13 protein-coding genes are annotated in these 13116 nt (G+C 65.8%); 11 read left to right on the forward strand and 2 right to left on the reverse strand.

What is annotated here, in order from left to right:
- The first annotated feature begins 83 nt into the window (after positions 1 to 83).
- Genes hisI through NF699_01420 form a run of 4 tightly spaced genes read left to right on the forward strand, consistent with a single transcriptional unit; the run spans position 84 to position 3216 of the window.
- A complete protein-coding gene (gene hisI / locus NF699_01405; GenBank protein ID USU05388.1) occupies positions 84 to 443 on the forward strand; it encodes a phosphoribosyl-AMP cyclohydrolase in 360 nt (119 codons plus the stop codon).
- Positions 440 to 934, forward strand: coding sequence for a hypothetical protein (locus NF699_01410; protein ID USU05389.1), 495 nt, complete (start codon positions 440 to 442; stop codon positions 932 to 934). The genes hisI and NF699_01410 overlap by 4 nt, the downstream gene beginning before the upstream one ends.
- 37 nt (positions 935 to 971) lie before the next feature.
- Positions 972 to 1397 carry a MerR family DNA-binding transcriptional regulator gene (locus NF699_01415; GenBank protein ID USU05390.1) on the forward strand — a complete coding sequence of 142 codons (426 nt, stop codon included), beginning with the start codon at positions 972 to 974 and terminating at the stop codon, positions 1395 to 1397.
- Positions 1398 to 1413: 16 nt separating this feature from the next.
- Complete coding sequence (locus NF699_01420; protein USU05391.1) at positions 1414 to 3216, forward strand: acyl-CoA dehydrogenase C-terminal domain-containing protein; 1803 nt, start codon at positions 1414 to 1416, stop codon at positions 3214 to 3216.
- Positions 3217 to 3377: 161 nt separating this feature from the next.
- Here the strand turns inward: NF699_01420 and NF699_01425 are convergent, their stop codons facing one another.
- The gene (locus NF699_01425; GenBank protein USU05392.1) at positions 3378 to 3611 is read right to left on the reverse strand and encodes a hypothetical protein; all 234 of its coding nucleotides are present in this window, start codon (positions 3609 to 3611) and stop codon (positions 3378 to 3380) included.
- A complete protein-coding gene (locus NF699_01430; protein USU05393.1) occupies positions 3608 to 4657 on the reverse strand; it encodes an SDR family oxidoreductase in 1050 nt (349 codons plus the stop codon). Before NF699_01430 ends, NF699_01425 begins: the two co-directional genes overlap by 4 nt.
- A gap of 142 nt (positions 4658 to 4799) precedes the next feature.
- Here NF699_01430 and NF699_01435 point away from each other — a divergent pair, with 142 nt between their 5' ends.
- The 7 genes from NF699_01435 to NF699_01465 all read left to right on the forward strand — a co-directional run bounded on the left by NF699_01435 (position 4800) and on the right by NF699_01465 (position 13106).
- Positions 4800 to 5381: an ATP-dependent Clp protease proteolytic subunit gene (locus NF699_01435; protein USU05394.1), complete on the forward strand. Its 582-nt coding sequence runs from the start codon at positions 4800 to 4802 to the stop codon at positions 5379 to 5381.
- An 82-nt stretch (positions 5382 to 5463) separates the two neighbouring features.
- Positions 5464 to 6249, forward strand: coding sequence for a succinate dehydrogenase iron-sulfur subunit (locus NF699_01440; GenBank protein USU05395.1), 786 nt, complete (start codon positions 5464 to 5466; stop codon positions 6247 to 6249).
- 6 nt (positions 6250 to 6255) lie between these two features.
- Positions 6256 to 6726, forward strand: a complete 471-nt coding sequence (locus NF699_01445) for a PaaI family thioesterase (GenBank protein ID USU05396.1) — start codon at positions 6256 to 6258, stop codon at positions 6724 to 6726.
- Positions 6727 to 6812: 86 nt separating this feature from the next.
- Positions 6813 to 7913 carry a cell division protein ZapE gene (zapE, locus tag NF699_01450; GenBank protein ID USU05397.1) on the forward strand — a complete coding sequence of 367 codons (1101 nt, stop codon included), beginning with the start codon at positions 6813 to 6815 and terminating at the stop codon, positions 7911 to 7913.
- Between the two features lie 121 nt (positions 7914 to 8034).
- Positions 8035 to 8997: a malate dehydrogenase gene (mdh, locus tag NF699_01455; protein ID USU05398.1), complete on the forward strand. Its 963-nt coding sequence runs from the start codon at positions 8035 to 8037 to the stop codon at positions 8995 to 8997.
- Between the two features lie 94 nt (positions 8998 to 9091).
- Positions 9092 to 9976 carry a succinate--CoA ligase subunit alpha gene (gene sucD / locus NF699_01460; GenBank protein USU05399.1) on the forward strand — a complete coding sequence of 295 codons (885 nt, stop codon included), beginning with the start codon at positions 9092 to 9094 and terminating at the stop codon, positions 9974 to 9976.
- A gap of 157 nt (positions 9977 to 10133) precedes the next feature.
- Complete coding sequence (locus tag NF699_01465) at positions 10134 to 13106, forward strand: 2-oxoglutarate dehydrogenase E1 component (GenBank protein ID USU05400.1); 2973 nt, start codon at positions 10134 to 10136, stop codon at positions 13104 to 13106.
- Positions 13107 to 13116 lie beyond the last annotated feature (10 nt).

The raw sequence follows: 13116 nt of genomic DNA on the forward strand, positions 1-13116 counted from the left end.
TGGCTCTGGGCTCCTGCGTGGCGCAGGAGCACGGGGGCATGAGGTGCTTGGTCCTTGCCTCGCAGCCTTGTAGAGCCTTGCCCATGTCCGACACCCGCGAAACCGAACTCGTCCTCGATCCCAAATACGACGCCGCCGGCCTCGTCACCGCCGTCGTCACCACACGCGCCGGCGCGCTGCTGATGGTCGCGCACATGAACGCCGACGCGCTCGCCGCGACGCAGGCGAGCGGGGAGGCGACCTTCTGGTCGCGCAGTCGCCAGCGGCTGTGGAAGAAGGGCGAAACGTCGGGCAACGTGCTGCGCGTGGTCGAGATGCGGATCGATTGCGATCAGGACGCGATCTGGGTGATTGCCGATGCTGCCGGGCCAGCCTGCCACACCGGCGCGACCAGCTGTTTCTACCGCCGCATCGACGGCGACCGGTTGCAGACGATCGGATGAGGGTGTCGCCCGCACTCGCGCTGCTGCTGGCCGCGTGCGGATCGCAGCCGCAGCCGGCGCAGGACACGCCGGGCGCACGGCTGGAGGCGGCGGCGGTGCAGGCGGGGCTGGTGACCGATCCCGCCAGAGCGAGCCTCGCCGGTTCATGGGCGCGCGACACCGACCGCGTCTGCGTCGTGGAGCGGCAGGGGGATACGGCTCGGATCGGCGCGCTGATCGACTACGGCGAAGGGCAGGGCTGTGCCGCGTCCGGCACCGCGCAACGGCGCGGCGACCGTATCGCCGTCACCTTCGGCGCGTGCCGGTTCACCGCCGATTTCGAGGGCGATCGCATCGTCTTTCCCGCCGAGGTGCCGGGCGTCTGCGATCGCTTGTGCACCGGCCGCGCCTCGCTCGCCGCGCTCACCGTCGACCATCTCAGCGCCTCCGCATCCGAAGCGGAGACGCTGCGCGCGCCATCGGGAAAGTTGCTCTGCCCCGCAGGTGAGTAGATTGACGTTGACGTAAACGTGATGTAACTCGTCCGGCATGGCCTCGTCACCCGCTTATGCCCTGATCGAGCATCGCCACGATCGCGACCATTTCACGATTTCCGACTTGTCCGACGAGTTCGGCGTCACCGCACGTGCGTTGCGCTTTTACGAGGACGAGGGGCTGATCGCGCCCGAGCGGCGGGGCACGCAGCGCATCTATTCGCACCGCGATCGCGCCCGGCTGGCGTGGATATTGCGCGGCAAGCGGGTCGGTTTCTCGCTCGGCGAAATCCGCGAGATGATCGACCTGTACGACGTCGGCGATGGCCGGCGCATCCAGCGGCAGGTGTCGATCGACCGCTGCCGCGCGCGGATCGCGCTGCTCGAACGGCAGAAGCAGGACATCGACGCCGCCATCGCCGAACTCAACGAATTCGTGACGGTCGTCGAGGCCGTCCACGTCAGCGACAAACAAGCCTAATTTTAGGGATAACCAGATGCCCCAGTATACGCCCCCCGTCCGCGATACCCGCTTCATCCTGGAGCATGTCGTCGGCCTGCAAAACTACAGCAACCTGCCCGGTTTCGACGCCGCGACCCCGGACGTGGTCGAGGCGGTGCTGGAAGAGGGCGGCCGCTTCGTCGCGGACGTGCTGTTCCCGCTCAACCTGTCGGGCGATCAGGAAGGCTGCACGCGGCATGAGGACGGCCGGGTCACCACGCCCGCCGGCTTCAAGGAAGCGTACAGCCAGTATGTCGAGAGCGGCTGGGCGACGCTGGGCAACGCGCCGGAGTACGGCGGGCAGGGCATGCCGCACGTCGTGTCGATCGCTTTCCAGGAGTATATGATCTCGTCGAACATGGCGTTCGCGATGTATCCTGGCCTGACCCATGGTGCCATCGCTGCGCTGGTCGCCAAGGGCTCGCCCGAACAGCAGGCGATGTACGTCCCCAAGATGGTGTCGGGCGAATGGGGCGGCACGATGAACCTGACGGAGCCGCAGTGCGGCACCGATCTCGGCCTGATCCGCACCAAGGCGGAGCCGCAGGCGGACGGATCGTATGCGATCACCGGCACCAAGATCTTCATCTCGGCGGGCGAGCACGACCTCACCGACAACATCATCCACCTCGTACTGGCGAAGACGCCGGGCGCGCCCGACAGCTCGAAGGGCATCAGCCTGTTCGTGGTGCCCAAGGTGATGGTCAACGAGGACGGATCGCTCGGCGAACGCAATGCCGTCACCTGCGGCTCGATCGAGCACAAGATGGGCATCCACGCCAATTCGACCTGCGTCATGAACTATGACGGCGCCAAGGGCTGGCTGGTCGGCGAGGAGATGAAGGGTCTCGCCGCGATGTTCATCATGATGAACGCCGCGCGTCTCGGCGTCGGCCTGCAAGGTCTCGGCATTGCCGAAGTAGCATACCAGAACGCCGTCCAGTACGCCGAGGACCGGCGTCAGGGCCGCGCGCTCACGGGTGCGAAGGAGCCGAACGAAAAGGCCGACACGCTGTTCGTGCATCCCGACATCCGCCGCATGCTGATGGAGGGCAAGGCGTGGACCGAGGGCCTGCGCGCGCTCTGTCTCTGGGGTGCGCTCCAGGTCGATCTCGAACATCACGGCGCGACCGAGGAAGAGCGCGAGATGGCCGGCGACCTCATCGGCCTGCTGACCCCGGTCATCAAGGGCGTCGGCACCGACAAGGGCTATGAGGTCGCGACCAACGCGCAGCAGGTTTATGGCGGCCACGGCTATATCGCCGAATGGGGCATGGAGCAGTATGTCCGCGATGCCCGGATCGCGATGATCTACGAAGGCACCAACGGCGTGCAGGCGATGGACCTCGTCGGCCGCAAGCTAGCCACCAAGGGCGGCCGTGCGGTGCAGGCGCTGTTCAAGATCGTCGCCGAGGAAACCGCGGCGGCCGAGGGCGTCGAGGCGACCGCCGTCATCGCCGGCGCGCTGAAGAAGGCGCTGGGCGAGCTTCAGGCGGCGACGATGTGGTTCATGGCAAACGGCATGAAGAACCCGGAGAACGTCGGTGCCGGCGCGGTGCCCTACATGCACCTGATGGGCATCGTCGCGACCGGCCTGATGTGGCTCCGCATGGCCAAGGCCGCAGCCGAGCTGAAGACGGCAGGCGAGGGCGACACCGCCTTCCTCGACGCCAAGCTGGTGACGGCGCGTTTCTTTGCCGAGCGGATCTGCCCCGACGCTGGCGCGCTCCGCCGCAAGATCGAAGGCGGCGCGGAGTCGCTGATGGCGCTCCCGCCGGAGATGTTCCGGGCGGCGTGAGCTGACCCGCTGATTCCGTCATTGCAAGTGTGGCGAAGCAATCCAGGGCGTCCTGATCCGACCTTGGATTGCTTCGCTACGCTCGCAATGACTGGCAGTGACGTCGGCCGTCATCAACGAGGCGCACCCTAACCCAGCCGTTCAGCGACACGCCGGACCCATCAACCCAGCCGATCCGCCAATGTCCGGATCGCCTGCCCTGCCAATACGGTCACCCGTTCGCCGTCCAGCACCACCGGATGCTCGGGTCGCAGGATCGCGTCGTTCTGCAACGTGTTGTCGAGCGCCAGCCACGCACGGACGGCATTCTCCAGGCTCGTCACCTCCGGCACTTCGTTCCCGCCGCGCTCGACGTTGGCGAGCACCGCGCTCATGCGCCAGTCGACGCCGCTCATGCCCGATCACCTTGCCTGCCGATACGCGCCGGCCGGTCGGGATCACGCGATGGATGGCCGTAAACGAACGCGCCGACGCCGGCCGCGATGGTCGCAGCGACGGCGGCGGTGATGCCGGGATGCTTGGCCGCGGCGGTGTAGAGGCTGGTTGTGCGCGCCGCGGGATGCTCGCCCGAACGCACGCGACCGGTCGCGGTGCTGGCGAACAGGTTGCCGGGGCCGGGCTGTTCCTTCGTCGGATCGACGAAGCTCGCCGCTGCCTTCGGCGCGAGGCGATCGAACAGATGCGGGAAATGCGCCGCGAACAGCGCCTGCGCGCGACCGGCGCCGCCCACGGTCAGGTCCCGCTTCGGATGCGTCGCACAGAACAGGATCGCATCGGCAACCAGCTTCGGGTCATATACCGGGGGCGGCACCTGAGCCTCGCCGCCGGCGTGATTGATGGCATGCTGCGCGACCGGCGTATCGATACCCGATGGCTTCACGAGCGTGACGACGATCGGTACGCCTTCGGTCGCCAGTTCCATGCGCAGCGTGTCGACATAGGCCTTTGCAGCATGCTTCGTCGCGGCATAGGCGCCCATCAGCGGGCTCGGCATGTCCGACGCGATCGAGCCGATCGTGATCAGCGCGCCGCCGGCATCCCGCAGATGCGGCACCGCGGCGCGGCATCCGTGCACCATCCCGAAATAGTTGGTGCGAAACAGCTGGCGGTGCTCGTCGTCCGGAACGTCGAGCAGTTTGCCATAGATGGCGCTGCCCGCGTTGTTCACCCAGGTGTCGATCCGTCCGAAGCGCTGGACGGCGTGGCTGGCCGCCGCACGAACCGCCTCGGGGTCGCCGACATCGGCGGCATGGAAATCCGCGGTGCCGCCAGCGGCGGTGATTTCTGCCACGATGCTTTGCAGGGCTTCCCCGTCGCGTGCGACGAGCACCACCTTGGCCCCTTGGCGCGCGGCCGACTGCGCCGTTTCCAGCCCGATGCCGGAACTCGCCCCGGTAATGACGATCACTTGCTCGGACAGCGGCTTGAGCATTGATTTCATGGGCGATCGTCTCCGGCAGCGTGGAACTGGTCAAGCGCCTCAGCGGCGGCGCCGGTTCCCTGCGATGGCGCCGGCACGCGGACAATCCGTCAGCCATGCGTCCGCATCGGAACATTGCTGCACCGCAGGGGTTCGCCGCGCCATGACCGACAACAACTCCGCGAACACCGCCAGCAAATATCCCTTGCTCGCGTTCCCCCACATCCAGCTCCACGGCGTGGTCGACGACATGATGTACGCGCGCTTCAAGACGCAGCTGGCGGACGCGCCGCAGGACGGCCCGCTGGTCGTGTCGATCACCACGCTCGGCGGCGATCCCGAAATGGGCCGCGCGATGGGCGCCGATATCCGTCTGCTACGGGATTATTCCGGTCGCGAAATACTGTTTCTCGGCAAGGTTGCGGTCTATTCTGCCGGTGCGACCTTCATGTCAGCGTTCCCGGTCGAAAAGCGGTTCCTGACCCGCGGCACCCGGCTGATGCTGCACGAACGTTCGATGACGAGCACGATCAACCTGTCCGGCCCCCTGACGACACTGCCGGCAATGCTCAAGGCCAAGCTGCACGAGATCGAGGAATCGGTGAAGATTCAGGAAGAGGGCTTCCGCGACATCGTCCGCGGCTCTGGCGTCACCTTCGAGGAATTGCAGAGCAAGGCGCCATCCAACTGGTATATCGAGGCGGAAGAGGCGCGCGACCGTGGCCTCGTTCTTGATGTGATCTGATCCCGGCCTTATCTCTCGGGGGTTGCGCCGCGCCCCCGAAAGGCATAGCCGCAACGCAGCATTCAATAGGAGCGTAGCGGCGATGGCCGAGTTCACCCTGCCCAAGAACAGCAAGGTCAAGGCAAAGGGGAAGGTCCATAAAACGACCGGTGACGCCAAGCGCATCAAGACCTTCAAGGTTTATCGCTACGACCCCGATACCGCCGAGAACCCGCGCTACGACACGTTCGAGATCAATCTCGACGATTGCGGCCCGATGGTGCTCGACGCGCTGATCAAGATGAAGGCCGAGCAGGATTCCTCGCTCACCTTCCGCCGGTCCTGCCGCGAGGGCATCTGCGGATCGTGCTCGATGAACATCGACGGTCGCAACGGGCTCGCCTGCACCACCGCGATCGAGGACGTGAAGGGCGAGGTGAAGATCACCCCGCTGCCGGCGATGGACGTCATCAAGGATCTCGTCCCCGACTTCACGCACTTCTACGCGCAGTACAGCTCCATCAAGCCGTGGATGCAGACGGTATCGCCGCCGCCTTCGGGCAAGGAGCGGCTCCAGTCGCCCGAGGATCGCGCAAAGCTCGACGGGCTGTACGAATGCATCCTGTGCGCCTGCTGCTCGACATCCTGCCCCAGCTATTGGTGGAACGCCGACAAGTTCCTCGGCCCCGCGATCCTGCTCCAGGCGTATCGCTGGCTCGCCGACAGCCGCGACGAGATGACCGGCGAGCGGCTCGACCAGCTCGAGGATCCGTTCCGCCTGTATCGCTGCCACACGATCATGAACTGTGCGAACACCTGTCCCAAGGGCCTCAATCCGGCCAAGGCGATCGCCGAGGTCAAGAAGATGGAAGCCGAGCGCATCCTGTAATCGACGGTGACTGACACGCCTTCACCGGTCTTCAGTTACGAGGACGATCCGGAGCTGCCGGGCTGGAAACGCTGGCAGTTCCGCGACACCACGCGCTACAATGCGTTCATCGAACCGCTGCACGTCCGCGTCGAGGGCGGCGTCGCCCGCGTCCGGATGCTGCCGCGGCACGAACATTCCAACATGCGGGGCCATGTCCACGGCGGCGCGCTGCTCGGCTTCATGGACGTGGCGCTGTTCGCGGCGTCGCGCGGCTTCGGCGTGCTCGGGGCAGGGGGTGCGGTGACGCTCGACCTGTCGGCCCAGTTCATCGGCGGCGGCACGATCGGCGTGCCGATGGAGGCGCGCATCGAACTGTTGCGCGAAACCAGCCGCATGCTCTTCCTCCGCGGTCTGGTCGTGCAGGACGACAGGCCGACGATCGCCAGCTTCACCGGCACCCTGCGCAAATCAACCCCGCCGCCCTCGCTGCAATAATTTCCGTGCTCCTGCGAACGCAGGAGCCCAGAGCCACGAGCGTCGAAGCCGATATCCCGGGCTCCTGCGCTCGCAGGAGCATTAGAATGACCAAAGTCCTCAACGCCTATGACGCGCTCGTCGCCGCCGGCGAACTCCGCACCGACCCGGAACAGCGCGCCGCCGCCATCCGCCTCGACACGCTCGCCGCCGAACTGGAAGCACCGAAGAAAACGGGCTTCCTCGCCCGCCTGACCGGCCGCTCGGCGAAGGCGCCCTGCGGCGTCTACATGTTCGGTGATGTCGGTCGCGGCAAGTCGATGATGATGGACCTGTTCTTCGCCAACCTGGCCATCGACCGCAAGCGCCGCGTCCACTTCTCGGAATTCATGATCGAGGTCCACGGCCGCATCGCGATCGAGCGCCGCAAGGAAGCCGGCGACCCGATCGCCCCCGTCGCCGCCGCGCTCGCTGAAGAAACCCGCCTGCTCGCGTTCGACGAGATGATGGTGACAAACTCGCCCGACGCGATGATCCTCAGCCGTCTGTTCACCGGCCTGCTGGAGGCGGGCGTCACCGTCGTCACCACCTCCAATCGCGCGCCCGCCGATCTCTACAAGAACGGCCTCAACCGCGAACACTTTCTGCCCTTCATCGCGCTCATCCAGAGCCGCCTCGACGTGGTGACGCTGAACGGCCCGATCGATTATCGCCGCGACAGGCTCGGCCAGCAGAATACCTGGCTCGTCCCCAACGGACCGGAGGCGACAGCGAACCTCTCCGCCGCCTTCTTCCGCCTCACCGATCACGAGGTGACCGAGCCGATCCCGGCCGAGGATATCGTCGTTCAGGGCCGCACGTTGCATGTCCCCAAGACGCTGAAAGGCGTCGCGGTCTTCTCGTTCAAGAAGCTGTGTGGCGAGGCGAGGGGCGCGGCAGATTACATCGCGCTCGCCCGCCGCTATCACACCGTCATCCTCGTCGGCATACCGCGGCTCGGCCCCGAAAACCGCAACGAGGCCGCCCGCTTCGTTGCCCTGATCGATGCTCTGTACGAGCATAAGGTGAAGCTGCTCGCTGCTGCCGATGCCGAACCCGATGCGCTCTACCCGGAGGGCGACGGCCGCTTCGAATTCCAACGGACCGTCAGCCGGCTCGAGGAGATGCGCTCCGAAGATTACCTAGCGCAAGGACACGGCAGTGCCTAATTGCACCTGCGAACCATTATCAACCAAAGTCTTGGCCCGTCTCGATTAGCGGTTGCCGGGCGAGGTAAAGAGGCGTAGGCGGCATGGCCAATCAGGACCTGCCTTTACGGAGATGGATTGGATGGCTCGCAAGAAGATCGCGCTGATCGGCGCCGGGAATATCGGCGGCACGCTCGCGCACCTCGCGGCGCTCAAGAATCTGGGTGACATCGTCCTCTTCGACGTCGCCGAAGGCGTGCCGCAGGGCAAGGCGCTCGACCTCTCGCAATGCGGCCCGGTCGAAGGGTTCGACGCCAAGATCGCCGGCTCCAACGACTATGCCGACATCGCGGATGCCGACGTCATCATCGTTACTGCCGGTGTCGCCCGCAAGCCGGGCATGAGCCGCGACGACCTGCTCGGTATCAACCTCAAGGTGATGAAGGCGGTCGGCGAGGGCATCAAGAACAACGCCCCCGACGCCTTCGTCATCTGCATCACCAACCCGCTCGACGCGATGGTCTGGGCGCTGCGTGAATTCTCCGGCCTGCCGCACCACATGGTTGTCGGCATGGCGGGCGTGCTCGACAGCGCGCGCTTCAGCCACTTCCTCGCCGAGGAATTCCAGGTTTCGGTGAAGGACGTGACCAGCTTCGTGCTCGGCGGCCACGGCGACACGATGGTCCCGGTCATCAGCTACTCGACCGTGTCGGGCATCCCGGTCCCCGACCTCATCAAGATGGGCCGCTCGACGCAGGACAAGATCGACGCGATCGTCAAGCGCACCCGCGGCGGTGGCGGCGAGATCGTCGCGCTGCTGAAGACCGGCTCGGCGTATTATGCGCCCGCGACCAGCGGTATCGCGATGGCCGAAGCCTATCTGTACGACCAGAAGCGCGTCCTCCCGGCTGCGGCCTATGTCGACGGCCAATATGGCGTGAACGACCTCTACGTCGGCGTACCAGTGGTGATCGGTGCCGGCGGTGTCGAACAGATCGTCGAGATCGCGCTGGACGACGAAGCCAAGGCGAACCTCACCGTATCGGTCGACGCCGTCAAGGAGTTGCTAGTCGCCTGCAAGGGCATCGACGGCTCGCTGAACTAATCGAAATCTTGCAGGGCGGGCGGTGATCGGTCGCCCTGCACCTTATCGCTCTACCTCCGCCGTGTCGGAGGTCGCGCCACATTCAGGAGCCTCCATGAGCATCCTCGTCAACAAGAACACCAAGGTCATCACCCAGGGCATGACCGGCGAAACCGGCAGCTTCCATACCAAGGCGGCGCTGGAATACGGCACGCAGATGGTCGGCGGCGTGACGCCGGGCAAGGGCGGCACCGAGCATCTCGGCCTGCCGGTCTACAACACCGTCGCGGAGGCGAAGTCGAAGACCGGCGCCGATGCGTCGGTGATCTACGTCCCGCCGCCCTTCGCCGCGGATTCGATCCTCGAGGCGATCGATGCCGAAATCCCGCTGATCGTCACGATTACCGAAGGCATCCCGGTGCTCGACATGGTCCGCGTCAAGCGCGCGCTGTCGGGCAGCAAGTCGCGCCTGATCGGCCCGAACTGCCCCGGCGTGCTGACGCCCGGCGAGTGCAAGATCGGCATCATGCCCGGCAGCATCTTCAAGCAGGGCTCGGTCGGCGTCGTTTCACGCTCCGGTACGCTGACCTATGAGGCGGTGTTCCAGACCTCGAACGCCGGGCTCGGCCAGACCACCGCGGTCGGCATCGGCGGCGATCCGGTCAACGGCACCAACTTCATCGACGTGCTCGAACTGTTTCTCGCGGACGAAGCCACGCAGTCGATCATCATGATCGGCGAAATCGGCGGCGACGCCGAAGAGCAGGCCGCGCAGTTCCTGATCGACGAGGCCAAGCGTGGCCGCAAGAAGCCGATGGCCGGCTTCATCGCAGGCCGCACCGCACCTCCGGGCCGTCGCATGGGCCATGCCGGCGCGATCGTGTCGGGCGGCAAGGGTGATGCGGAAAGCAAGATCGCCGCGATGGAAGCCGCCGGGATCAAGGTCGCCGCCAGCCCCAGCGAGCTGGGTTCGACCCTGCTGGAAGTGTTGAACGGCTAATACCAAAATCCCTCTCCCATCGGGAGAGGGAGGGAGCGGCGCAGCCGCGGAAGGGTGAGGGCAGGTGGGCCTTCCCCTTCGACCCTCACCCTCCCACCGCCCCGCGGGCGGCGGGCCCCTCCCTCTCCCGATGGGAGAGGGAAATAGGAAGAAGACCATGGGCTACGAAGGTCAGGATTTCAGCGACATCGCCGCCGGCGTGTCCCCAGCGTACATCGAAGCGCTCTACGCCAAGTATCAGGCAGACCAGTCGTCGGTCGACCTCGGCTGGCGCGGGTTCTTCGAAGGTCTGGAGCAGGGCAGCGGCGGTCCGAGCTGGACCAACAAACGCTGGCCGCTGACCACCACCGACGACCTGACCGCCGGCCTCGATCCCACCCAGATGGAGCCTGCGCCGAAGCCGGCGAAAGGCGGCAAGCCCGCCGCAGCCGCTGCGCCCGCGCCGTCGAAGGACGACATCATCAAGGCCGCCGGCGACGCGATCCGCGCGCAGCTGCTGATCCGCACCTATCGCGTCCGCGGCCACCTCGCCGCCAACCTCGATCCGCTCGGCCTGTCGCATCGCGACATGCCGGAGGACCTGCGCACCGAATATCACGGCTTCACCGACGCCGACATCGATCGCCCGGTCTACCTCGGCGGCACGCTCGGCTTTGAATGGGCGACCGTTCGCGAGCTCGTCGACACGCTGCGCCGCAATTATTGCGGCAATGTCGGCCTCGAATACATGCACATCGTCGATGTCGAGGAGCGCCGCTTCCTCCAGGACCGCATGGAGGGCAAGGACAAGGCGATCGAATTCAGCGTCGATGGCAAGAAGGCGATCCTCTCCAAGGTCATTGAGGCCGAGCAGTGGGAGAAGTTCCTCGGCAAGAAGTATGTCGGGACCAAGCGCTTTGGCCTCGACGGCGGCGAGAGCATGATCCCGGCGCTCGAAAGCGTCATCAAATACGGCGGACAGGCCGGCGTGCGCGAGATGGTGTTCGGTATGGCCCATCGCGGCCGCCTGAACGTGCTCGCCAACGTCATGGCGAAGCCGCTGCGCGTGATTTTCCACGAATTCGCCGGCGGCTCGGCCAATCCGGACGACATCGGCGGTTCGGGTGACGTGAAATACCACCTCGGCACCTCGACCGACCGCGAATTCGACGGTCATAAGGTCCATATGTCGCTGGTCGCCAACCCCTCGCATCTGGAGGCGGCGGACCCCGTCGTGCTCGGCAAGACCCGCGCGATCCAGACGATCGCCAACGATCTCAAGGAACATGTCGGCTCGCTGCCGGTGCTGATCCACGGCGATGCGGCGTTTGCGGGGCAGGGGATCGTCTGGGAATGCCTCGGCTTCTCCGGCATCCGCGGTTACAACACCGGTGGCTGCGTCCACTTCATCATCAACAATCAGGTCGGCTTCACCACCAGCCCGCAGTTCGCGCGCTCCTCGCCCTACCCGTCCGACGTGGCTAAGGGCGTTCAGGCCCCCGTCTTCCACGTCAACGGCGACGATCCCGAGGCGGTCACCTTCGCCACCAAAATGGCGATCGAATTCCGCCAGAAATTCCACCGCGATATCGTCATCGACATGTGGTGCTACCGCCGCTTCGGTCACAACGAGGGCGACGAGCCGGGCTTCACCCAGCCGCTGATGTACAACGTCATCAGCCAGCACCCCGGTGTCAGCGAGATCTACGGCAAGCGCCTGATTCAGGAAGGCGTGATCGATCAGGCGTGGCTGGACGAGAAGGTCCACCAGTTCACGACTTTGCTGGAAGGCGAGTTCGAGGCGGGCGCGAGCTACAAGCCGAACAAGGCGGACTGGTTCGCCGGTCGCTGGTCGGGCCTGTCGGCCCCGACCGACGGCGGCACCGAGCGGCGCAACGTCGAGACGGGCATCGAGCTGAAGCTGTTCGACGCGCTCGGCCGCACGTTGACCACGGTGCCGGAAGGCATCCAGATCCACAAGACGCTGTCCCGCGTCCTCGATGCCAAGCGGCAGATGTTCACGACCGGCAGCAACTTCGACTGGGCGACCGGCGAAGCCTTGGCGTTCGGCTCGCTGCTGTCCGAGGGCTACGGCGTCCGTCTGTCCGGTCAGGATTCCGGTCGCGGCACCTTCTCGCAGCGTCACGCGGTGTGGGTCGACCAGACCGACGAGCATAAGTACGTGCCGCTGACCACGGTCGAGCACGGCCGATTCGAGGTGCTCGACAGCCCGCTGTCCGAATATGGCGTGCTCGGCTTCGAATACGGCTACGCGCTCGCCGACCCAAAGACGCTCGTGATGTGGGAGGCGCAGTTCGGCGACTTCGTCAACGGCGCGCAGATCATGATCGACCAGTTCATCACGTCGGGCGAGTCGAAGTGGCTGCGCGCCAACGGCCTCGTGATGCTGCTGCCGCACGGTTACGAAGGGCAGGGGCCGGAGCATAGCTCGGCGCGTCCCGAACGCTTCCTGCAATCCTGCGCGCAGGACAATATCCAGGTCGCGAACTGCACCACGCCGGCGAACTACTTCCACCTGCTCCGCCGGCAGATGCACCGCAATTTCCGCAAACCTCTGATCGTGATGACGCCCAAGTCGCTGCTCCGTCACAAGCTGGCGGTGTCGGCTGCGGCGGACTTCCAGGGCGACAGCCACTTCAAGCGCATCCTCTCCGACACCAACGGTGCCGCGGATGCCGAGACCAAGCGGCTGGTGCTGTGCACCGGCAAGGTCGCCTACGACCTGATCGAGGCACGCAACGCCGCCGGTGACACGACGACGCAGATCGTCCGCATCGAACAGCTCTATCCGTTCCCCGGCGACGCACTCGCCCGCCGGATCGCGCGGATGCCGAACCTGGAACATGTCGTCTGGGCGCAGGAAGAACCGAAGAACAACGGTTACTGGTTCTTCGTCGAGCCGCTGATCGAGGAATCGCTGACCGCCGCGAATTGCGCGGTGAAGCGTCCGCGCTACGCGGGTCGTCAGGCCGCCGCCTCGCCGGCGACCGGCCTGATGAAGCGGCATACGGCGGAGCAGGGGGCGCTGGTCGCCGACGCGCTCGGCCACAACGTACGCGAGGAAATCCGCCGCACCCGCAGCGAAGGCTCGACCACCACCGCCCGCCCCGTCCAGGGCCCCAGCAGCTAAGACACGTCCC

Source organism: Sphingomonadaceae bacterium OTU29LAMAA1 (assembly GCA_024072375.1).
GTDB lineage: Bacteria > Pseudomonadota > Alphaproteobacteria > Sphingomonadales > Sphingomonadaceae > Sphingomonas.

Coding starts and splice junctions, on each gene's coding strand:
- mdh (USU05398.1), top strand. CDS start 8,035: ATGGCTCGCAAGAAGATCGCGCTGATCGGCGCCGGGAATATCGGCGGC.
- NF699_01420 (USU05391.1), top strand. CDS start 1,414: ATGCCCCAGTATACGCCCCCCGTCCGCGATACCCGCTTCATCCTGGAG.
- NF699_01415 (USU05390.1), top strand. CDS start 972: ATGGCCTCGTCACCCGCTTATGCCCTGATCGAGCATCGCCACGATCGC.
- zapE (USU05397.1), top strand. CDS start 6,813: ATGACCAAAGTCCTCAACGCCTATGACGCGCTCGTCGCCGCCGGCGAA.
- NF699_01435 (USU05394.1), top strand. CDS start 4,800: ATGACCGACAACAACTCCGCGAACACCGCCAGCAAATATCCCTTGCTC.
- NF699_01465 (USU05400.1), top strand. CDS start 10,134: ATGGGCTACGAAGGTCAGGATTTCAGCGACATCGCCGCCGGCGTGTCC.
- NF699_01430 (USU05393.1), bottom strand. CDS start 4,657: ATGAAATCAATGCTCAAGCCGCTGTCCGAGCAAGTGATCGTCATTACC.
- NF699_01410 (USU05389.1), top strand. CDS start 440: ATGAGGGTGTCGCCCGCACTCGCGCTGCTGCTGGCCGCGTGCGGATCG.
- NF699_01440 (USU05395.1), top strand. CDS start 5,464: ATGGCCGAGTTCACCCTGCCCAAGAACAGCAAGGTCAAGGCAAAGGGG.
- hisI (USU05388.1), top strand. CDS start 84: ATGTCCGACACCCGCGAAACCGAACTCGTCCTCGATCCCAAATACGAC.
- NF699_01425 (USU05392.1), bottom strand. CDS start 3,611: ATGAGCGGCGTCGACTGGCGCATGAGCGCGGTGCTCGCCAACGTCGAG.
- sucD (USU05399.1), top strand. CDS start 9,092: ATGAGCATCCTCGTCAACAAGAACACCAAGGTCATCACCCAGGGCATG.